This is a genomic window from Streptomyces sp. NPDC002490 (assembly GCF_040296045.1).
Classification (GTDB): domain Bacteria; phylum Actinomycetota; class Actinomycetes; order Streptomycetales; family Streptomycetaceae; genus Streptomyces.
Genome location: NZ_JBEOWM010000038.1, coordinates 44,084 through 62,964 on the forward strand (window position 1 = coordinate 44,084; position 18,881 = coordinate 62,964).

Below are 18,881 nucleotides of genomic sequence, written 5' to 3' on the forward strand. Positions count from 1 at the left end.
GTCGACCGCCCTGCTCGGCGGGGGTTTTCGGCCCCGCGCGGAACCCGTCCGACCGGTCAGCGGCCGGTGCCGGGCGTCCGCGTGGTGGAGGTGGTGGCGGGTGTTCCCGCCAGGTGGGTGCGCCAGCCTCCGGCGGGCGGCTGGCCCACCTCCAGGGCGCGCAACCGGTCGAGGACGGCGGGCGGCTGGACGTCCAGCCAGTCCACGAGTTGCCGGAAGGAGACCAGGCGCACGTCCTTGCGGCCGGCGATGCGCTTCACCGCGTTCTCGACGGCGTCCATGTAGATGCCGCCGTTCCACTGCTCGAAGTGGTTGCCGATGAACAGGGGCGCGCGGTTGGTCTCGTAGGCGCGGCGGAAGCCGGCGAGGAAGGCGTCGGTGGCCTGTTCGCGCCAGCGGGCGCGGTGCCGGACGGGGCCGTTGGTGGCGTTGCCGGACTGGTTGACCATGAGGTTGTAGTCCATGGAGAGCACCTCGAAGCCGCGCCCGGGGAAGGGGATCGCCTGGAGCGGCAGGTCCCACAGGCCGCCCCGCTTGACCGGCCAGCGCTGGGTGCCGCCCGGGGAGGAGGAGTCGTAGCGCCAGCCCAGTGCGCGGGCGGCGGGCAGCAGGGCGTCCCGGCCGAGCAGGCACGGGGTGCGGGAGCCGACCAGTTCCTTCTCGTAGTCGAAGGGCAGCGGGGGTATGTCGTCCCAGCCGGTGTGGGTGCGCCACCGGGTGACGAAGTCCTTGGCCTGTCGGATCTCGCTGCGCCACTGGGTCGGGGTCCAGTGGGCGACGGAGCCCCGGCCGGCGCAGAAGTGGCCGTTGAAGTGGGTGCCTATCTCGTGGCCCTCGCGCCAGGCCCGGTCGACGTACTTCAGCGTCAGCCGGATGTTCTCGTCCTTCAGGTATCCGATGTCGGAGGCCCCGACGGCGTTGTTCGGCGGCTTGTACAAACGTTTCTTCGCTTCCGGCAGCAGATAGATCCCGGAGAGGAAGAAGGTCATGTGCGCCTCGTGCTCGCGGGCGAGGTCGAGGAAGTGCGGGAAGAGCCCGTTGCCCACTTCGCCGGCCCCGTCCCAGGAGAAGACCACGAACTGCGGCGGGGTCTGGCCGGGTTCCAGGGGAACGGGCGCGGGCGGCTGGTGCGGCTGCTTTCCGGTGTACGAGGTGGAACCGTCACCGATGGTCCGGGCCGGTCGGGCGGCGGGGCGGCTCTTCGTCGGCCCGGGTTCCTTTCCCCCGCGGTCGGCGGCGGCGGCCCCCTTCCCGTCGGTGCTGCATCCCGCGAGCCCGAAGGCCGCGAGCGCCCCCGCTCCCACTCCCATGGCCCGTCGTCGGTCGAGGTCCCGCATGAAATCCCCTGAGATCGTTTAGCGTCCCCCAAAGACGCATTCCGTTTGTTCGGACGCTTCTTGAGAGCGCACAACGAACCCAAGGGTTCCATTTCTGACTATTTCTCGATCGCTTCTTTACCGTGCCCGTTCGGCTCCCTCAAAGAAACGATCATTCGCCCGAGGTTCCCCCGCCACCCGGGACGGTCCTGGCGGAGTACCGGGCACCTGCCGAAAGACGCCCCGAGCCGACGCCGGAACGGGTGGTCTCCGACCGTTCGGGCCGGACCGGGCCGAACGGTCGGAGACCACCCGCGGGCCTACGCCCCGAACGCCTTCGCCGAGCCCTTGACCTTCTTGGCACCCGCCAGCAGGTGCGGCGGCACCAGGTCCCGGGCCGGCTCGGAGTAGCCCACCGAGACGATCCGGTCGCCCTCGTAGGTGAAGCTGGTCAGCGAGGCCAGGGTGCACTGCCGGCGCCGCGGGTCGTGCCACAGGTGCCGCCGCTCCAGGTAGCTGCGCACGATCCAGATCGGCAACTGGTGGCTGACCAACACCGCCTCGTGCCCCCGCGCGGCCTCCTTCGCCGCGTCCATCGCCCGCATCATCCGCACCACCTGGTCGATGTACGGCTCGCCCCAGGAGGGGCGGAAGGGGTTCGCCAGGTGGCGCCAGTTCCCCGGCCGGCGCAGCGCCCCGTCGCCCACGCCGAAGGTCTTCCCCTGGAAGACGTTGCCCGCCTCGATCAGCCGGGCGTCACTGCCCACGTCCAGCCCGTGGGCCTTGGCGACCGGCTCCGCGGTCTCCTGGGCCCGCTCCAGCGGCGAGGCCGCGACATGGGCGACGTCCCGGTCCGCGAGGTGCTCGGCGACCCGGTCGGCCATCCGCCGGCCCAGCTCGGACAGGTGGTACCCGGGCAGTCGGCCGTACAGGATGCCCTCCGGGTTCGCCACCTCCCCGTGCCGCACCAGGTGGACGACCGTGCGGTCCGACCCGCTCATGCCGCGCCCCCCGCCTGCTGCGGGGCGACGGCCCGGGCCGCGGCGCGGGCGGCGGCCGGCAGCGCGGCGGCGATCCGCTCGATCGCCCGGTCGTCGTGGGCCGTGGACACGAACCACGACTCGAAGGCGGACGGCGGCAGGTACACCCCGTGCGCGAGCATCGCGTGGAAGAACGCGGTGAAGCGGAACGCCTCCTGCCGCTTGGCCTCGGCGAAGTCGTGGACCTCGTCCTCGGTGAAGAAGACGGAGAACATGTTGGAGGCGCTCTGCACCCGGTGCACCACGCCCTCCTTGGCGAGCGCCTCGGAGACCAGGGTCCGCACCTGGTCGGCGACCCGGTCCACGGTCGCGTAGGCGGCCTCGTCCAGCAGCCGCAGCTGGGCCAGCCCGGCGGCCGTCGCCACCGGGTTCCCGGACAGGGTGCCCGCCTGGTAGACCGGCCCGGCCGGGGCCAGCGCGGCCATGACGTCCGCCCGGCCGCCGAAGGCCGCGGCGGGGAAGCCGCCGCCCATGACCTTGCCGAAGGTCATCAGGTCCGGCGCCACCCCGTCCACCCCGAACCACCCGGCGCGGGAGGTGCGGAAGCCGGTCATCACCTCGTCCGAGACGTACAGCGCGCCGTTCGCCCGGCACAGCTCCCGCAGCCCGGCGTTGAAGCCCTCGCGGGGCGGGACCACGCCCATGTTGCCGGGGGACGCCTCGGTGATCACGCAGGCGATCTCCCCGGGGTGCGCGGCGAAGGCGGCCCGGACGGCGTCGAGGTCGTTGTACGGCAGGACGAGGGTCTCCCCGGCCTGGGCACCGGTGACGCCGGGGGTGTCGGGCAGGGCGAAGGTCGCCACCCCCGATCCGGCGGCGGCGAGCAGCGCGTCCACGTGACCGTGGTAGCAACCGGCGAACTTGACCACCTTGGCCCGGCCGGTGAAGCCGCGGGCCAGCCGGATGGCGGACATGGTGGCCTCCGTGCCGCTGGACACCAGCCGCACCTGGTCCACCGGGGCCACCCGGGCCACGATCTCCTCGGCCAGCGCCACCTCGCCCTCGCCGGGCGTCCCGAAGGAGGTGCCGCGCACCACGGCCTCCTGCACGGCGGCGACGACCTCCGGGCGGGCGTGCCCGAGGATCATGGGCCCCCAGGAACACACCAGGTCCACGTACTCGCGGCCGTCCGCGTCGGTCAGGTACGGGCCGCTGCCGGACACCATGAACCGGGGCGTTCCGCCCACGGCGCGGAAGGCACGCACGGGGGAGTTCACTCCCCCCGGCGTCACCTGTGCCGCGCGGTCGAAGAGCGACTGCGAGACGGGGGCTTCATACCGATAGGGTTGTTGACTCATAACCTGCGGTTCCCTAGGGCCGAATGGGGTGGACGTCCCCCAGAGTAGAAGAAAGCCCCCGCCCCCTTCTCCGCGGGCGCCGCCGGACGGGCACCCCGTGCCCGCCTTGACGGCATCCGCCCCGGAACCCGTTTCCGGACGACCGCGCCGGGGGCCGCGCCGCCGCTCCGGGCCCGGGGCGCTCCCCGCCCCGCAAACCGGCGGGCCGGTTCACCCGGTCGACGAAACCGCCGCCCCGTCGAAGCAGCGCGTGGCCCTTGCACCCAGTCGCCCGGCGGGTTTCCGTGCGCACCGCGGAAACGGCGGGGGAATTCGCGAGCCTTCACCCCCGCGGCAACCGCACTTCCGGTACCGGATGGACGTTCTGTTTATGGTTCGGCACACGGCGCCGGAACCGATGCGTGCACCCACCACCGTACGGCGCACGGAACTCGGAATAACGACCCGCCCGGCCCTCGCGCCCGTTCTCCTCGCCCCGCACCACCCCGTCCCGGGCCCACGACCGTACGGCAGGACGCGGTGAAAGCCCCGCACGACGGACCGCCGCGGCTCCGTGCCCGCGGCGCGCCCGGCACCGCGCGCCCTCCCGGGGCGTCCGCCGGAATGGCCGGTGCACGCACCCGGCGCTTTCCCGGGCCCCGGTCCGTACGGCATTTCCGGTGGAACTCCACCCCGCGCTTTCCGGTCGACCTTCGTCCTTATCCCGATTGGGCTTTGCCCCTCCGGTATATCCTGCGGTCACCCGGAGTACGGTCGCGACCCGCTCCGGGCGACCCACCCCCTGGGCCGAGTCCAAGATCCGTAGACTACCCGGGCAGCCCGAAGCCGTGCATGATACGGAGAGCTCGCACAGCCGCGGTGACAGAGGCTTCCGACGTCCCGCGTCAGGGTGTTTCACCACACGTTTCGGCGCGTGGGCGCGGGGGAGGTCACTGACACGATGATCGGGTTGCGCGGTGCGGACCGCGCGCCTCGGAAAAGCAGTCGGGTGGAGATATGCATCGCGGTGGCGGACTGGGCGAGGGGACCGGCGACGTGGGCCCCCGGCGTGCCCGGCGGGGAAGGCACCGGCGCGAGGCGGAAGCGGCGGAGACGGCGGGAGCGCACCACCTCCCGGGCGGGACGCACGTTCCGCGGGGGCGGGGCGGCACGGATCGGGAGCACACGGGAAGCGGGAGCGGGCGGATGGGGGTGACCTACAAGTACTTCGGGGCGCCCGACGGGGCCACCGCTGCCCGGGTGCCGATCTCGATGCGCCCCGAGGAACTCGGCGGCGACGAGCTGGGCATGGGCGGCATGTTCACCCGGATCAAGCCGGAGACGATGGCCGCGATGGTCCTCACCGGCATCCAGGGCATACCCCTGCACAAGGTCCCGCCGCTCGAACTCGTCGTCCTCCACCCCGACTACGCCGTCGTCAAGCTGCCCATGACGGTCGTCGACCCGCTGCGCGGCGTGGGCGAGGAAGCGGTGGGCGCGGCGGCGTTCATATGGTCCACGGTCCCCGACCGCGGCGGCCCCCGTGACGCCTTCAACGTCTACCAACTGCTGCACGAGTGGCAGGACTTCTCGCACCGCCTGCACGAGGCCGGACACCAGCCGTACTGCCTGGTGTGGCCCTGAGCGGGCGTCGACCGCGGTGCGGGGCGGGGCCTTCGGGCTCCGCCCTCGTCGTATCTGCGGACGCGGGCCCGGACGCCAGGTGTCACCTCTCGTACCTATGACGTTGCCGGTTGTCAGGGCCATGGGTAAGAATCGAGACACGTGAGGGGGCCCGCACCGCGGACGATGCCACCCGCCGTCCGTGCACCGCCGGGGAGGTCCCGCGCGCCGGAGGGCGACGGCGGCGACGGGCTCCGCCGGAGGAAGGACACCCCGTGGCCAGCAGCGCCGACAAGGCGAGGAGAGCGGCCCCCAGCACGTCGACGCAGCCGGTCCCGGTGCTGACCGACGACCGCGTCCCCTACCTCGCGCGGCTGCCGGACGAGGCCGCCGCGGCCCTGGTCGAGGCCGGGCCCGCACTGCGGTACCCGGCGCGCACCGTCGTCCTCATGAAGGGCGAACCCTCCTCGCACGTCCTGCTGATCCTGGAGGGTTGGCTGAAGGTGACCGACGACTCCCCCGACGGCCACGAGGCGCTGCTGGCGCTGCGCGGGCCGGGCGACGTCATCGGGGAGAGCGCCGCCCTGGAGGGCACCTCCCGGTCCGCTTCGGTGACCGCCCTGGAACCGGTGCGCGCGGTGGTCGTGCCGGCCGACCGGTTCACCGCCTTCCTGGACCGGTACCCGGTCGCGGCACGCCAGTTGATGGCCGTGGTCACCGACCGGATGCGGGCCGCGGACCGCAAGCGGCTGGAACTCGCGGCCAGCGGCGTCAAGGAGCGGCTGGCCCGGCTGCTGCTGGAGCTGGCCCAGTACCACGGGGAACCCGTCGAGGAGGGCGTCCTCGTCAGAGTGCCGCTCACCCAGCAGGAGTTGGCCGGGGCGGTGGGTTCGTCCCGGGAGTCGGTCACCCGGCTCCTGCGCGAACTGCGGGAACGCGGCTGCATCAGCACCCGCCGGCAGTCCCTGGTGGTGATCAGGCCGGAGGTGCTGCGGCGGATCGGCGGCTCTGCGTAATCCGTCACATCCCCCGTGCGGCAACGGTCCTCCCGCGTCCGCCGCCACGGGTGAATCCTGGTGGTGGGGGTGGACGCGGGACCGCCCGGGGGTTGCGGTCCGGCGTCCACCCCCACCCCGCACCCCGTCCGGCCCGGCGGGTCCGGTCAGGCGCTTCCGAGGAGACACTCATGGCGGAACCCAGCAACAAGACGATCCTGCTCACCGACGTGGAGGGCTCGGGGCGGCGGCTCGACAGCGAACGGCCCGTCATGCGCCGCATGCTCTACACCGTCCTGCACGAAACGCTGCTGGCCGCCGGCGTCGAGGCGGGCCGCTACCGCTGCGAGGACCGCGGTGACGGCGTCTTCGTCCTGGTCGACCCGGACCTGCCCAAGCCGCCGCTGCTGCGGGCCCTGCTGTCGGTGACCACGGAGCGGTTGGTCAGCATCAACCGGCTGGCCGCCGCGGGGGCCGGACTCAGGCTGCGGATGGTCGTCCACGCGGGCGAGGTGGCCCTGGACGAGTACGGGGCCGCCGGCGCGGACGTCGACCACGCCTTCCGGCTCCTGGAAGCACCTTCGCTACGCGCCGAGTTGGCCGCGACGGCCGAGCCGAGCGTGCTGTGCGTGTCCGACGCGGTGTACCGGGGCGTGGTGCACCACGCCCACCCGGGCGTCCGCCGGGAGCACTTCCACCCCTTGGCGGTGGACAGCAAGGAGGGCCCGTTGCGGGGCTGGTACCACGACGCCTCGCGCCGGCACCGCGCCGAGGACGCCCGGTCGGCGCCGGCCGCGGACGCGCCGGCCGCCCCGGCCCCGGTGCTGCGGGCGCACACCGGCAACTTCTTCCTCGGCACCGCCACCATCGCCGGGGACGCCGTGGCGGGCGACAAGCACGTGGGCGTCCGCACCGCGCCGCGCCCGCGCCGCGAGCAGGAGGGGACGGGTCGGTGAAGCAGCACCCGGACCCGGCCGAGCGGCCCGCCGAGGCGGGCCCCGGGCCGACCGAGGAGAAGGACCGGGGCGCCGCGGACCCCGGGCCGGGCGCCGGCGAGCGTCCCCCGACGCCGCCCGCGGACGAGGAGCCGGCGCCGGAGGCGTGGGAGGCCGTCGAGCAGCTCTTCGCCCTCGCGCCGCACCTGCGCTCGGGGCGCGCCAACGTCATGGGCGACACCCGGGTCTCCGGTGACGTCGTCGCCGGGGACAAGCGCGTCGACCTGCACCTGCACGAAGGGGCTCCGCCCCGGTTGCACGCGGTCGGCCCCCTGCCGCCCGCCGAACTGGACCACGTGGCCGAGACCTTCGTCCCGGGCCCCCGCCACCGGGAGCTGTGCGCCCTGCTCACCGCCGGACGCGTCCTGGTGCTGCGCGGACGGACCGGCACCGGGCGCCGGACCGCCGCCCTCGCCCTGCTGCTGGAGGTCGGCGACCGGGACGGCGACACCATCGCCCTGGACCCGGGCACCGAGCCCGCGGACTTCGCCGAGCAGGTGCGGCCCGGCGGCACCCACGTGGTGGTGGACCCGGTCACCAGCCGGGACGGCCCGCTGCGCGACGTCCATCTGAACGCCGTCCGGCAACGGCTCGGCGAGGACGGGCTGTTCGTGGTCGTCACCACGCACGGCACCGCCACCCAGGAGGTGACGGCGCACGACTGGGAGCCGCCCGCGGCCCGGGACATCGCCCGGGCCCATCTGCGGCACGCCCTGCGCCTGCCGACCGCCGCGGATGGGGATGCCGAGCTCCACCGGCTCCTCGAACTCGCCTCGTCCACCCGGTACTTGGGGTCCGGGCCGGCGCCCTCCGACACGGTGGGGTTCGCCCGGCTGCTGGCCCGGCACGCCGAGGGCCACTGCGGTACGGAGGAACTCGACCGCTACGGCGACGCGCTGGCCGCGGAGGTCACCGGCGGCTGGTTCGACGAGAGCACCGGGTCGAGCGGGGTGAGCCTGCGTGACAAGGCGTTCCTCATCTCGCTCGCCGTCTTCGACGGCATGCCCTACCCGCTGGTGGCCGAACTCGGGGACCGCCTGCACCTGCTGCTGCACGCCGTCGAGGACCCCGAACGGAGCGCGGGACAAGCGGTCTTCGGCTCCTCCCTCGCCGAACGCCTGGTGCTGGCCCGGGCCGTGGAGTACGAGGACGAGGTCGACACCCCCTGGGGCCGGATGCCGGAGCGGGCCGTGGCCTTCCGCAACGCATCGGCCTGGCGGGCCGTGCTCGGGCACGTCTGGCACGGCCACCCCGCCGTGCGCAGGCCCCTGTTGGCGTGGCTGGAGACGCTGGTCGCGGACCACCGGATCGCGGTGCGGCTGAGGGCCGCGGTGGCCACCGGGGTCCTGGCGGCCACCGACTTCGGCTACGCCTTCGGCCACTACCTGGACCCCTGGGGCGCCGCGCCGGGGGCCGCCCGACGACAGCTCGCCGCCTGGGCGCTGTACACGGCGGCCGAACACGGTGCGGACACGGCGGTGCGACGGCTGCTGTCCCTGTGGAGCCGGCGCCACGACCCGGCCCGCCGGTGGACGGCCGCCCGCACCTACGCCCTGCTGGGCAGCGCCACCGCCACCAGCGCCCTGCGGGACGTGGAGCTGATGGCCTCGACCGGCCCGGAGCCCGAACCGGTGCTGCGGGCGGCCCTGGAACAGGCCCTGGAGGCACTCCTCCAGGGACCGGCGGCGGTGACCGTCCTGGAGCGCCTGGTGCAGTGGCTGGAACCGCGCGGCCCCCTGTTCGACCTGGCCGCGGCGGGCTTCCTCCGCAGTGCCCGCCGGCGGCACTGGGCCGAGGACGCCGGGGCCACCGCATGGCCGCGGCTGCTGTGGCTGGCGCACCGGGACGACCGGGCCCGGCGGTGCGTGGTCGCGCTGTGGCGGGCCCTGCTGGGCGACCGGGCCACCCGGGACCCGGCCCGGGACGAACTGGCGCGGTGGGTCCGCGCCGCGGAACGGGCGTCGGCACGGCCGCCGTGGCGCACCGCGCCCGAGGACACCGGGCCGACCCCCGGGTGGGAGCCGGAGCCGGCACCCGAGGAGCGGGTGTCGGACGTCGAAGCGGCCCTGGCCGACCTGCTCCCGCTGCTGGTCAAAACGGAGAACGACCGGGCGCGGTTGGACTACCTGCTGCGCCGGCACCCCGACCTGGCGGACGCCGCGGGCCCCACCACCACCCGGCTGCGGGCCGCCCTCGCCGACTGACCCCCGGGCCGCGCCCTCCCCGCGGGGCCGCGCCCGCACCATCCGATCCCCGCACTCCACCGCCGCGGGCGGTGTCCCGACCGCAGGAGCAGCACATGCCGATCGTCAACGACCCGGTGCGTCAGGTACGGAACCTGGGCCGCTTCGAGTTCGTCCGCAACCGACCGCCGACCTACGCCGAGCGCGCCCTGGTGTTCCTCACCTCCGGCGGTCGGCCCCGGACGTACCTGCCCAACCGGCAGCCCACCCGGGGCGAGTTGCTGAACAGCAACTTCCGGACCCTGTACGAGGTGGACATGGCGCTTCAGCGCATGTCGCTGGAGCACCGGCTGCCGAGCGAGGGGGACGCCGCGTTCTTCACCGCGGAGACCGATCTGACCTGGCGGGTCGTGGAGCCGGCCACCGTGGTGGAGCACCAGGTGCGGGACGTGCGGGCGCTGTTGGAGCCGCGGATGCTGACCCGGATGCGCCGGGCGAGCCGGCGGTACGCCATCGAGGAGAGCGCGGCGGCGGAGGTCGCGGTCGCGGAGGCCCTGGCCGCGGAGCCGCTCGCCGAGGACCTGGGGCTGCACGTCCTGTGCGAGGTGCGGCTCGGTCTGGACACCGAGGCGGTGGACCAGCTGTCCTCGCTGCGCGCCCTCGACTACACCAAGGACCGCACGCGCAGCGAGCACGAGTTGACCCGGTTGCGCACCGACAACGAGCAGGAGGTCATGGAGGCGCGCAGCACCTTCTACGCCCGGTTGCTGTCGCAGGGCGAGTTCGAGCGCTGGGGCGCCCACCTGGCGCAGAACCCGGCGGACATCCCGTTGGCGATCGAGTCCATCCGCGACGACGAGCGGGAGGCCAGCGCCAACCAGATCCGGGTCATCGAGCGGGTCCTGGACTCGGGGGCGGTGGAGGACCACATGGTGGAGGACGCCGCCCGGGCGGCGCTGGCGGCGGTGAAGGAGCGGCTGAACGACGCCGGCCGCGGCCGGACCCGCAAGCAGCCCCTGTACCGGGAGCAGTTGGAGCAGGGTCCCGCCCGCCCGGACGAGGAGACGGACGCCCCCCAGGACCCGCGGTGAACGGCTTCGCGGAGTACGAGGCGCTGGTCCTGCCCGCCCTGGTGGCCGGCATCGCCGGGTACGTGCTGTTGCGGTGGGCGGCGGTCCCGCTGCTGAACCATGCGCTGACCGGTCTGGAGTACCTGGTGAACGTGCTGGTCGCGGGGGTGCTGCTGCCCGAGTACTACTGGACCCGGGCCCAGCGCCGGTTGTCCGGCCACGCCGCGCCCTTCGCCTACGCCTACGGGGACGCGGTGTGCGCGGTCGCGAGCGCCGGGCAGCGCTGTGCGGGCACGGTGCTGGGCGCGTTGCGCGAGGCGGCCGGGCGGCTGGGGCACCGGGGCTCGCTCTGCGGCGGGCTGTTGCTGGCGGCCGTGCTGGTGTGGTCCGGTCGGTCGTGAACCGGGGTGGAGCGGTGTCGACGGCCGACTCCGTCCACCGGTGGGCGACGCCGCGGAGGCGGGACGACGGGGCCGCCGAACGAGAAGGCACCGAACGACGGGCCGCGGGACGAGAAGGCACGGGACGAGGAGGACCGACGATGACGGACGCCACACTTTCGACGGCCGGGGCCGGCGCGGGCGACCCGTGCCCCACCGGGGCCGCAGCGGGCGCGGACGCCGCCGTCCCCGTCCTCCCGGCCGCCGGGGCGCAGACGGCGGAGCGGCTGCTGTCCGAGGTGCGGGCCGAGATCGGGCGGGCCGACACCAAGGCGTCGGTGCTCATCGGCGCCCTGGGGATGTGCGCGGGGGTCGTCCTCACCACCTACTGGAGCCATGTGCCGGTGAGCGGGCTGAGCCGCTTCATGGGCATGGCGGCCCTGCTGACCTGGGCCTGTGCCCTGGGCTTCCTGTTGTTCGCGACGGCTCCCCGCTATCGGGCGAGCCGTTGGAGCAGCGGCACCCCCCTGACGTACTTCCTGGACATCCGTCGGGCGGCGGGGTCCGGGGTGCTCGCCGACGCCCTGCGCACCACGGAGCGGGAGCCGTTGGCGGGGTTGGTGATAGCGCTGCGCGACACCAGCGACATCGCGGCGGCCAAGCACCGGTGGATCAGGACGGGGCTGGTGTGCTTCCTGGTGGGGGCGGTCGCCCTGGCGGGGAGCGCGCTGGCCGCGGTCTGACCCGGGGGCGCACGCCCCGGTGGGACGGGGCCCGGCGCGGATGCTCCCCGTCGCCGCCGTCCGCGGCTCGTAACCCGATCCCGTCGAAGGGCGTTCCAGGGGTGTACGCCGTGCGCCCCTGCGCGGGCGTGCTGGGACGTGTGCGCGTGTGGTGCGCGGCGCGGTGGGAAGCGGGAGGCAGCACGTGCAACGACCGAAGTGTCGAGACGGGGGCGCACGCGCCGTGCCGGCCCGCGCACCGGCCGGCGCGGACGGCCGGCGCCCGCGGCGGGGCCCGCGGGACAGCTCGGGACGGGGGCGCCGCCCGTGAGGATCACCTTCCTGCTGCACAACGCGTACGCGATCGGCGGCACCATCCGCACCACCTACAACCTCGCGGGCGCGCTCGCGGAACGCCACGAGGTGGAGATCGTGTCGATGATGCGGCACCGGGGGGTGCCCCGGTTCGCCGTGCCGCCCGGGGTGCGGATCGTGCCCTTGGTGGACCTCCGTCCGGGCAGCGCGGACGCCGCGCTGCCCGCGTACCGGGAACCGGCCCGGGACTTCCCGGTCGAGGACAAGCGGCACCACCAGTACAGCCGGCTGGTCGACCTGCGGGTGCGGGAGTACCTGAGGGGCTGCGCGGCCGAGGTGGTCATCGGCACCCGGCCCGGGGTCAACGTGTACCTGGCGCGGTTCGGTCCGGCGGGCGCGCTGCGGATCGCCCAGGAGCACCTGCGCCACGACGCGCACGGCAAGGCCCTGCGGGGGGTGCTGGCCCGGCACTACCGCACCCTGGACGCGCTGGTGACGATCACCGAGGCGGACGCGGCGGCCTACCGGGCGCGGATGCGGTTGCCGGGGGTGCCGGTGGTCGCGGTGCCGAACATCGTGCCGGCGCCGGACGTTCCGCCCTCGGACGGCTCGGCGAAGGTCGTCGTCGCGGCGGGGCGGCTGGCCAAGGGGAAACGGTTCGACCTGCTGATCGACGCCTTCCGGGTGGTCGCCGACAAGCAGCCCGACTGGCGGTTGCGGATCTACGGCGGCGGGGCGGCGCGGGAACGGCTGCAACGGCGCATCGACCGGTTGGCCCTGGCGGACCGGGCCGCGCTGATGGGGCCCCGCTCCCCCATCGAGCCGGAGTTCGCGAAGGCGTCCCTGCTGGTCTCCGCGTCGGACGCGGAGTCGTTCGGGATGACCCTGGTGGAGGCGATGCGGTGCGGGGTGCCGGTGGTCAGCACGGACTGTCCGCTGGGTCCGGCCGAGATCGTCCGGGACGGGGTGGACGGCCGGCTGGTGCCGATGGGCGACGGCGACGCCCTGGCGGCGGCGATGCTGGAACTGATCGACGACGACGCGGCCCGCCGGGCGATGGGCGCCGCCGCCCGGGAGGGGGCCCGGCGGTACGACCCGGCGCCGATCGTCGACCGCTACGAGCGGCTGTTCGCGGAGTTGGGCACCAGCCGCAGGAGGCGTGGCTGGCAGCGCACCCGCGCCCGGTACGCGGCGTCCCTGGCGCGTCGGCGCCGGACGTTCCTGCGGCACGTGCGCGGCTCGCGGCCGGGGCGGTGGCTGCGGCAGCTGCGGCGTGCCCGACGGGCGCGGGGCGCGGGCGGCGCCGGGGCGTGAGCGTGCGCGGGGCGCCGTTCGGGCGCCCCGCGCACGGGGGGTGGGGTGGGCGGGGTCAGCGCACCTTCAGGGCGGCGAGTTGCTGCTCGAAGGGGACGACCCGGTCCTTGAGGGAGCCGGTGCCCAGCGGGCGGTCCTCCACCGAGCCGACGGTGCGCGGGGCCCTGCCCTGCGCCGGGCCGTCGCCCCGGTCCTGCGGGGGCACCTCGGCGGCGGGCCGGGGCGCCAGCAGGGCGGCGAGTTCCCCGGCCGCCCGGTCGACGCGCTCGGCGAGCCCCTCGGCGCCGAAGTCCTCGGACGCCGCGTACACCCCGGTGGGGACGACCACGGCCCGCAGGTAGCCGAAGAGCGGCCGGAGGGCGTGGTCGAGGACCAGCGAGTGCCGTCCGGTGCCGCCGGTGGCGGCGATCAGGACCGGCTTCCCGGTCAGCGCGTCCTTGTCGATCACGTCGAAGAACGACTTGAACAGTCCGCTGTAGGAGGCCGAGAACACGGGCGACACCACGATCAGCGCGTCCGCCTCCGCCACCGACTCCAGGGCCTTCTCCAGGTTCGGGCCGGGGAACTTGGTGACGAAGTTGTGCGCGATCTCGACGGCGAGGTCCCGCAGCTCGATCACCTCGACGTCGGTGTCCGGCACCCGCCGCACCGTGGACTCGGCGAGCCGGTCGGCGAGCAGCCGGGTGGACGAGGGGACGCTCAGTCCTGCGGATACGACCACGAGCTTCATGCGCTCGTCACCTCCTGCTCCTTCGAGTGGTCGCCGGCGTCACGCGCGGCGAGCAGACTGGCGTGGGTGGGGGCCTCCGGCACGCCGGCCGGACGGTTCTTGGCGAACTCCTCGCGCAGCACCGGCACGACCTCCTCGCCGAGCAGGTCGAGCTGCTCCAGGGCGGTCTTCAGCGGCAGGCCCGCGTGGTCCACGAGGAACAGCTGGCGCTGGTAGTCGCCGGCGTACTCGCGGAAGGACAGCGTCTTCTCGATGACCTCCTGCGGGGAGCCCACGGTCAGCGGCGTCTGCTGGCTGAACTCCTCCAGCGACGGCCCGTGTCCGTAGACGGGCGCGTTGTCGAAGTACGGGCGGAACTCGCGGACCGCGTCCTGGGAGTTCTTCCGCAGGAACACGTGGCCGCCGAGACCGACGACGGCCTGTTCGGCCGTGCCGTGCCCGTAGTGGGCGTACCGCTCGCGGTACAGCTCCACCATCCGCTGGGTGTGCTGCTTGGGCCAGAAGATGTTGTTGTGGAAGAACCCGTCACCGTAGTACGCGGCCTGTTCCGCGATCTCCGGCGAGCGGATCGAGCCGTGCCAGACGAAGGGCGGCAGCCCGTCCAGGGGCCGCGGGGTCGAGGTGAACGACTGGAGCGGCGAACGGAAGTTGCCCTCCCAGTCGACCACGTCCTCGCGCCACAGGCGGTGCAGCAGCGCGTAGTTCTCGATCGCGAGCGGGATGCCCTGCCGGATGTCCTGACCGAACCACGGGTAGACCGGGCCGGTGTTGCCGCGGCCCATCATCACGTCGACGCGGCCGTTCGCGAGGTGCTGGAGCATCGCGAAGTCCTCGGCGATCTTCACCGGGTCGTTGGTGGTGATGAGGGTGGTCGAGGTGGAGAGGATCAGGTTCTCGGTGCGGGCGGCGATCCAGCCGAGCATGGTCGTCGGCGAGGAGGGGACGAACGGCGGGTTGTGGTGCTCGCCGGTCGCGAAGACGTCGAGGCCCACCTCTTCGGCCTTGACCGCGAGGGCCGTCATGGCCTTGATCCGCTCGTGCTCGGTCGGGACGCGTCCGTTCGTGGGGTCCGGCGTGACGTCGCCGACGGTGAAGATCCCGAACTGCATGGCTGCTCACCCTTCGAAATGGTTGATTCTTCAACTACATGTATCGGAACCGTACCCCACCTCCAGGTATTCCCGCACCTCGCGGGCGCACCCGCGAGGGCCCGGACGGCACGCCCGCGCGCACCTCCCGGGCCCCTCCGGATGCACCCTCCGTCACGCGTCGTCACCGTCCGGCGGCTCCCACCCCGGGTCCCGCCCGGTCAGCGCCAGCAGCCGCGCCCACCGGTCCGCCCCCGCCACCGCCACCGGCTCGCCGAACATCCCCATCGCCCGCGCCGTGGGCGCCATCTCCGCCCCCGCCCGCTCCAGCACCCCGACCACGCCCACCCCGTCCGGATCCGGGTCGTACGGCACCCCGAGCGCCCGCGCCAGGTCCCAGCCGTGCACGGCCAGGTCCAGCAGCACCATGCAGCCCACCGTCCGCGCCGGCAGGTCCATCGCCCCCGTGGTGCCCTCCTCCGCGCCCGGCGACGACCACGCCCGCACCAGCTCCCCCACCGCCCCGGCGAACCCCTCCCGCCACTCGGGATCCGCGCCCAGCCGGTCGGGGGTGACACTGAAGTCGGACGGCCGCTTCAGGGCCAGCTCACGGAACTCCACCACCACCTGGAACAGGTGGTTCACCAGCGCCCGCACGTCGTACTCGGCACACGGCGTCGGGGCGGCCCCGGCCGACCCGCCGGGCGGAACCGCCCGGACCAGCGCCACCGCGGCCCGCCCGGCGGAGTCCAGCAGGGAGCCCAGCGGGGGCTCGGAAACGGGAGCGGCGCCCGTAGGAAGATCACTCATGTGTTCACCGTAAGAAGGCGCCACGTCCTCCGCTTGAACAAACGCGACACCTCACCACGAACACCCCCGCATACGATTCCCCCATGCCAGCGCCACGCCAAGACACCCGGGGCATCGTCAACGCCGCCGACCTGCTCAGCCGCGTACGCTTCCGCCGCCACGAACCCGCCCCCGAGCTCCGCCCCTACCTGGAGCACTACTGGCTGATCGACTGGGACCTCCCCCAGCCCTACGCCACCCACGTCGTCCCCCACCCGTCCGTCAACATCGTGTTCCAGCGGTACGCGCGCCAGGAACCGTTCGCCGAGGTCGCCGGCGTCGGACTCGACCTGTTCAGCCAGGAGATCACCGCCGTGGGCCGCGTCTGCGGCGTCCAGTTCCGCCCCGGCGGCTTCCGCCCCTTCGCCCCGCAGGCGCCCGTCGCCGAATGGACCGGCCGCCGCCTCGCCCTCCCCGCCGTCTTCCCCGACCCCGCCCACGCCCCGGCCCTCGCCGGCGCCCTCGACGCCGTCCTCGCCCCGGACGACGACCACGTACGCGTGGCCGCCCTCGACGCCCTCCTGCTGGGCCTCGGCCCGCACGGCCGGGGCCCCGAACCCGACCCCCAGGCCGACCTCGCCATGACCCTGGTGGACCGCATCCGCCGGGACCGCTCCATCCGCCGGGTCGGGGACTTCGCCCGCGACCAGGAACTCCCCGTCCGGTCCCTGCAACGCCTCTTCGCCGCCTACGTCGGCGTCGGCCCCAAGTGGATCATCCTCCGCTACCGCATCCACGAGGCCCTGGAACGCGCCGAGGACGAACGCGCCGTCGACTGGGCCGGGCTCGCCGCCGACCTCGGCTACGCGGACCAGGCCCACCTCGTCCGCGACTTCACCGCCACCATCGGCGTCCCCCCGACCGTCCACGCCGCCCACTGACCCCGCCCCGCACCAGAGCCGGACGCCCCCGCCCAGAAGCGGTGGACGTCCCCCGTGTCCAGCACCAGCACCTCGTGCACGTCGTTGTCCGGGTTGGTGTCCTGCGCACCGCCGCGCCACGGCGTGTCGATCCGCAGGGCCACCTCCGCCGGCGCACCCCGCAACACCAGCCCCACCTCCATCCGCTCCCCCGGCCCGCCCGCCGTCAGGGCGCCCGTACGGCACGGCACGGACGCCCGGCCCGCGCCTCCTCCGCACCCGACCGAACGGCGCGCGCCCGGCCCCGGGGCGGGGACGGCGCGGAACCGGACGTCGAGGCCGGGCACCCGCACGGCCGCCGGGAGGACGTATCCCCGCCGGAGTCCCGCACAGGCGCCACCCAACAGGTGGTGCCGGCCACCCGCATGACAGCCTGGGCCCCATGCTGACCACCCGTTCCGCACTGCTCTTCGCCCTCGCCGCCCTGTTCGAGATCGGCGGCGCCTGGCTCGTCTGGCAGGGCGTGCGGGAGCACCGGGGCTGGGTGTGGATCGGGGCCGGCGTCATCGCCCTCGGCATCTACGGCTTCGTGGCGACGCTCCAGCCCGACGCCGAGTTCGGCCGGGTCCTGGCCGCCTACGGCGGGGTCTTCGTCGCCGGCTCGATCGCCTGGGGCGCAGTCGCCGACGGCTACCGGCCCGACCGGTGGGACGTGCTCGGCGCACTCATCTGCCTCGCCGGCATGGCCGTCATCATGTACGCGCCCAGAAGCGGCAGCTGACCCCCTGACCGTCTCGAAAAAGCCCTGGTCAACATGGGTGCAGCAGAGTTATCCACAGGCCCCCACACGATCCTCCGCCCCGGCCTATCCTGATTCCGGCGACGCAACCGCGCCACCAGCCGCCCGCAGGCCGAGGAGTCCCCGCATGCCCAGCACGGACACCACCCCCCTCTCCTCCAGCGCACCCCCGCCCGGGCGCACGGCGGTGGTGACCGGCGCCAGCAGCGGAATTGGCGCGGCCACCGCACGCCGCCTCGCGGCCGAGGGCTACCACGTGGTGCTCACCGCCCGCCGCAAGGACCGCATCGACGCCCTGGCGACCGAGTTGACCGCAGCGGGCCACCGGGCCACCGCCCACCCCCTCGACGTCACCGACCGCGCGGCCGTGGAGTCGTTCGCCGCCGCCCTGGAGCGGTGCACGGTCCTGGTGAACAACGCGGGCGGAGCCCTCGGCGCCGATCCGGTCGCCACCGGCGACCCGGCCGACTGGCGACGCATGTACGAGACCAACGTCCTGGGCACCCTGCACGTCACCCAGTGCCTGCTGCCCGCCCTGGAGGCCAGCGGCGACGGCACGGTGGTCGTGGTGTCCTCCACCGCGGGCCACGGCACCTACGAGGGCGGCGGCGGGTACGTCGCGGCCAAGCACGCCGAGCACGTCCTCGCCGAGACCCTCCGACTGGAGATAGTGGGGCGCCCGGTGCGAGTCGTCGAGGTGGCGCCGGGCATGGTGAAGACGGAGGAGTTCGCGACCACCCGGTTCCGCGGGGACGCCGAGAAGGCCGCCCGGGTCTACGCCGGGGTGGCCGAGCCGCTGACCGCCGACGACGTCGCCGACACCATCGCCTGGGCCGTCACCCGTCCCAGCCACGTCAACATCGACCTCCTGGTGGTGCGTCCCCGCGCCCAGGCGTCCAACACGAAGGTCCACCGCGCACGATGACCGACGAACCGCACCCCAGCGACCGACCGGCCGCCCCCGCGGACCCCGGCGAGCCCGTGCCCGCCCCCGACGGGCCCGGCGCGGCCGACGCCCGCCGCCACGCCGAGGAGAGACGCACCGAGCGCCAGGTCTGGTGGTACCTGGCCTACTTCCTCTTCGGCATCCACCTGGTCGCCTTCGTCATGATCTTCGCGGTGCGGCACGGCAAGTGACCGGAGCCGTGCGTCCGGCCGGGCCCGGCCGGGCGGCGCCGGCGGCCACCACCGCCGACCGCAAGCCGGCGCGCCGCGACGGCGGGCGCCGGCACGGGCCCCGGCGCCCCGCCCCCCCCCGCCCCCGGCCCGGAGAAAACGACGCCCCCCACCCCCCCCCCGGGTAAAACCGGCCCCAGCACCCCACC

At 74.3% G+C, this 18,881-nt stretch carries 18 protein-coding genes; 12 read left to right on the forward strand and 6 right to left on the reverse strand.

What is annotated here, in order from left to right:
• Positions 1–56: 56 nt before the first annotated feature.
• From ABT092_RS22815 to hemL, 3 genes are all read right to left on the reverse strand, one after another.
• A complete protein-coding gene (locus ABT092_RS22815; RefSeq protein ID WP_351246700.1) occupies positions 57–1,337 on the reverse strand; it encodes a polysaccharide deacetylase family protein in 1,281 nt (426 codons plus the stop codon).
• Between the two features lie 299 nt (positions 1,338–1,636).
• Complete coding sequence (locus tag ABT092_RS22820) at positions 1,637–2,317, reverse strand: histidine phosphatase family protein (protein ID WP_351246702.1); 681 nt, start codon at positions 2,315–2,317, stop codon at positions 1,637–1,639.
• Positions 2,314–3,654 (reverse strand): glutamate-1-semialdehyde 2,1-aminomutase, encoded by a 1,341-nt coding sequence (gene hemL / locus ABT092_RS22825; protein WP_351246704.1) that lies wholly within the window; start codon positions 3,652–3,654, stop codon positions 2,314–2,316. The genes ABT092_RS22820 and hemL overlap by 4 nt, the downstream gene beginning before the upstream one ends.
• A gap of 996 nt (positions 3,655–4,650) precedes the next feature.
• Here hemL and ABT092_RS22830 point away from each other — a divergent pair.
• The 8 genes from ABT092_RS22830 (at position 4,651) to ABT092_RS22865 (ending at position 13,230) form a co-directional block, all read left to right on the forward strand.
• Positions 4,651–5,277: a hypothetical protein gene (locus ABT092_RS22830; protein ID WP_351246706.1), complete on the forward strand. Its 627-nt coding sequence runs from the start codon at positions 4,651–4,653 to the stop codon at positions 5,275–5,277.
• Positions 5,278–5,531: 254 nt separating this feature from the next.
• On the forward strand, positions 5,532–6,272 hold the full coding sequence (locus tag ABT092_RS22835; RefSeq protein WP_351246708.1) for a Crp/Fnr family transcriptional regulator: 741 nt from the start codon (positions 5,532–5,534) through the stop codon (positions 6,270–6,272).
• Positions 6,273–6,442: 170 nt separating this feature from the next.
• Positions 6,443–7,207, forward strand: coding sequence for a hypothetical protein (locus ABT092_RS22840; RefSeq protein WP_351246710.1), 765 nt, complete (start codon positions 6,443–6,445; stop codon positions 7,205–7,207).
• Entirely contained in the window at positions 7,204–9,450 is a 2,247-nt protein-coding gene (locus tag ABT092_RS22845; protein WP_351246712.1) for an ATP-binding protein, read from the forward strand. Before ABT092_RS22840 ends, ABT092_RS22845 begins: the two co-directional genes overlap by 4 nt.
• A 95-nt stretch (positions 9,451–9,545) precedes the next feature.
• On the forward strand, positions 9,546–10,520 hold the full coding sequence (locus ABT092_RS22850; protein ID WP_351246714.1) for a hypothetical protein: 975 nt from the start codon (positions 9,546–9,548) through the stop codon (positions 10,518–10,520).
• Positions 10,517–10,900 carry a hypothetical protein gene (locus ABT092_RS22855; RefSeq protein WP_351246716.1) on the forward strand — a complete coding sequence of 128 codons (384 nt, stop codon included), beginning with the start codon at positions 10,517–10,519 and terminating at the stop codon, positions 10,898–10,900. Before ABT092_RS22850 ends, ABT092_RS22855 begins: the two co-directional genes overlap by 4 nt.
• A gap of 140 nt (positions 10,901–11,040) precedes the next feature.
• Positions 11,041–11,622 (forward strand): Pycsar system effector family protein, encoded by a 582-nt coding sequence (locus tag ABT092_RS22860; protein ID WP_351246718.1) that lies wholly within the window; start codon positions 11,041–11,043, stop codon positions 11,620–11,622.
• 306 nt (positions 11,623–11,928) lie between these two features.
• A complete protein-coding gene (locus ABT092_RS22865; RefSeq protein ID WP_351246720.1) occupies positions 11,929–13,230 on the forward strand; it encodes a glycosyltransferase family 4 protein in 1,302 nt (433 codons plus the stop codon).
• Positions 13,231–13,285: 55 nt separating this feature from the next.
• Here ABT092_RS22865 and ABT092_RS22870 read toward each other — a convergent pair whose 3' ends face one another.
• The 3 genes from ABT092_RS22870 to ABT092_RS22880 all read right to left on the reverse strand — a co-directional run bounded on the left by ABT092_RS22870 (position 13,286) and on the right by ABT092_RS22880 (position 15,858).
• On the reverse strand, positions 13,286–13,960 hold the full coding sequence (locus ABT092_RS22870) for an FMN reductase (protein ID WP_351246722.1): 675 nt from the start codon (positions 13,958–13,960) through the stop codon (positions 13,286–13,288).
• A complete protein-coding gene (locus ABT092_RS22875; protein WP_351246724.1) occupies positions 13,957–15,069 on the reverse strand; it encodes an LLM class flavin-dependent oxidoreductase in 1,113 nt (370 codons plus the stop codon). Before ABT092_RS22875 ends, ABT092_RS22870 begins: the two co-directional genes overlap by 4 nt.
• Positions 15,070–15,222: 153 nt before the next feature.
• Positions 15,223–15,858: a TIGR03086 family metal-binding protein gene (locus ABT092_RS22880; RefSeq protein ID WP_351246726.1), complete on the reverse strand. Its 636-nt coding sequence runs from the start codon at positions 15,856–15,858 to the stop codon at positions 15,223–15,225.
• A gap of 83 nt (positions 15,859–15,941) precedes the next feature.
• Between ABT092_RS22880 and ABT092_RS22885 the strand changes: the two genes are divergently transcribed.
• The 4 genes from ABT092_RS22885 (at position 15,942) to ABT092_RS22900 (ending at position 18,693) form a co-directional block, all read left to right on the forward strand.
• A complete protein-coding gene (locus ABT092_RS22885) occupies positions 15,942–16,778 on the forward strand; it encodes an AraC family transcriptional regulator (protein WP_351246728.1) in 837 nt (278 codons plus the stop codon).
• Between the two features lie 421 nt (positions 16,779–17,199).
• Positions 17,200–17,538, forward strand: a complete 339-nt coding sequence (locus ABT092_RS22890; protein WP_351246730.1) for a YnfA family protein — start codon at positions 17,200–17,202, stop codon at positions 17,536–17,538.
• Positions 17,539–17,683: 145 nt separating this feature from the next.
• Complete coding sequence (locus ABT092_RS22895) at positions 17,684–18,481, forward strand: SDR family NAD(P)-dependent oxidoreductase (protein WP_351246732.1); 798 nt, start codon at positions 17,684–17,686, stop codon at positions 18,479–18,481.
• Positions 18,478–18,693 (forward strand): hypothetical protein, encoded by a 216-nt coding sequence (locus ABT092_RS22900; protein WP_351246734.1) that lies wholly within the window; start codon positions 18,478–18,480, stop codon positions 18,691–18,693. Before ABT092_RS22895 ends, ABT092_RS22900 begins: the two co-directional genes overlap by 4 nt.
• The last annotated feature ends 188 nt before the right edge of the window (positions 18,694–18,881 follow it).

Bases quoted from the DNA above. Each gene is read 5' to 3' on its own strand.
- ABT092_RS22890 (WP_351246730.1), top strand. From the start codon at position 17,200: ATGCTGACCACCCGTTCCGCACTGCTCTTCGCCCTCGCCGCCCTGTTC.
- ABT092_RS22830 (WP_351246706.1), top strand. From the start codon at position 4,651: ATGCATCGCGGTGGCGGACTGGGCGAGGGGACCGGCGACGTGGGCCCC.
- ABT092_RS22820 (WP_351246702.1), bottom strand. From the start codon at position 2,317: ATGAGCGGGTCGGACCGCACGGTCGTCCACCTGGTGCGGCACGGGGAG.
- ABT092_RS22885 (WP_351246728.1), top strand. From the start codon at position 15,942: ATGCCAGCGCCACGCCAAGACACCCGGGGCATCGTCAACGCCGCCGAC.
- ABT092_RS22860 (WP_351246718.1), top strand. From the start codon at position 11,041: ATGACGGACGCCACACTTTCGACGGCCGGGGCCGGCGCGGGCGACCCG.
- ABT092_RS22880 (WP_351246726.1), bottom strand. From the start codon at position 15,858: ATGAGTGATCTTCCTACGGGCGCCGCTCCCGTTTCCGAGCCCCCGCTG.
- ABT092_RS22895 (WP_351246732.1), top strand. From the start codon at position 17,684: ATGCCCAGCACGGACACCACCCCCCTCTCCTCCAGCGCACCCCCGCCC.
- ABT092_RS22850 (WP_351246714.1), top strand. From the start codon at position 9,546: ATGCCGATCGTCAACGACCCGGTGCGTCAGGTACGGAACCTGGGCCGC.
- hemL (WP_351246704.1), bottom strand. From the start codon at position 3,654: ATGAGTCAACAACCCTATCGGTATGAAGCCCCCGTCTCGCAGTCGCTC.
- ABT092_RS22870 (WP_351246722.1), bottom strand. From the start codon at position 13,960: ATGAAGCTCGTGGTCGTATCCGCAGGACTGAGCGTCCCCTCGTCCACC.
- ABT092_RS22900 (WP_351246734.1), top strand. From the start codon at position 18,478: ATGACCGACGAACCGCACCCCAGCGACCGACCGGCCGCCCCCGCGGAC.
- ABT092_RS22840 (WP_351246710.1), top strand. From the start codon at position 6,443: ATGGCGGAACCCAGCAACAAGACGATCCTGCTCACCGACGTGGAGGGC.
- ABT092_RS22815 (WP_351246700.1), bottom strand. From the start codon at position 1,337: ATGCGGGACCTCGACCGACGACGGGCCATGGGAGTGGGAGCGGGGGCG.
- ABT092_RS22875 (WP_351246724.1), bottom strand. From the start codon at position 15,069: ATGCAGTTCGGGATCTTCACCGTCGGCGACGTCACGCCGGACCCCACG.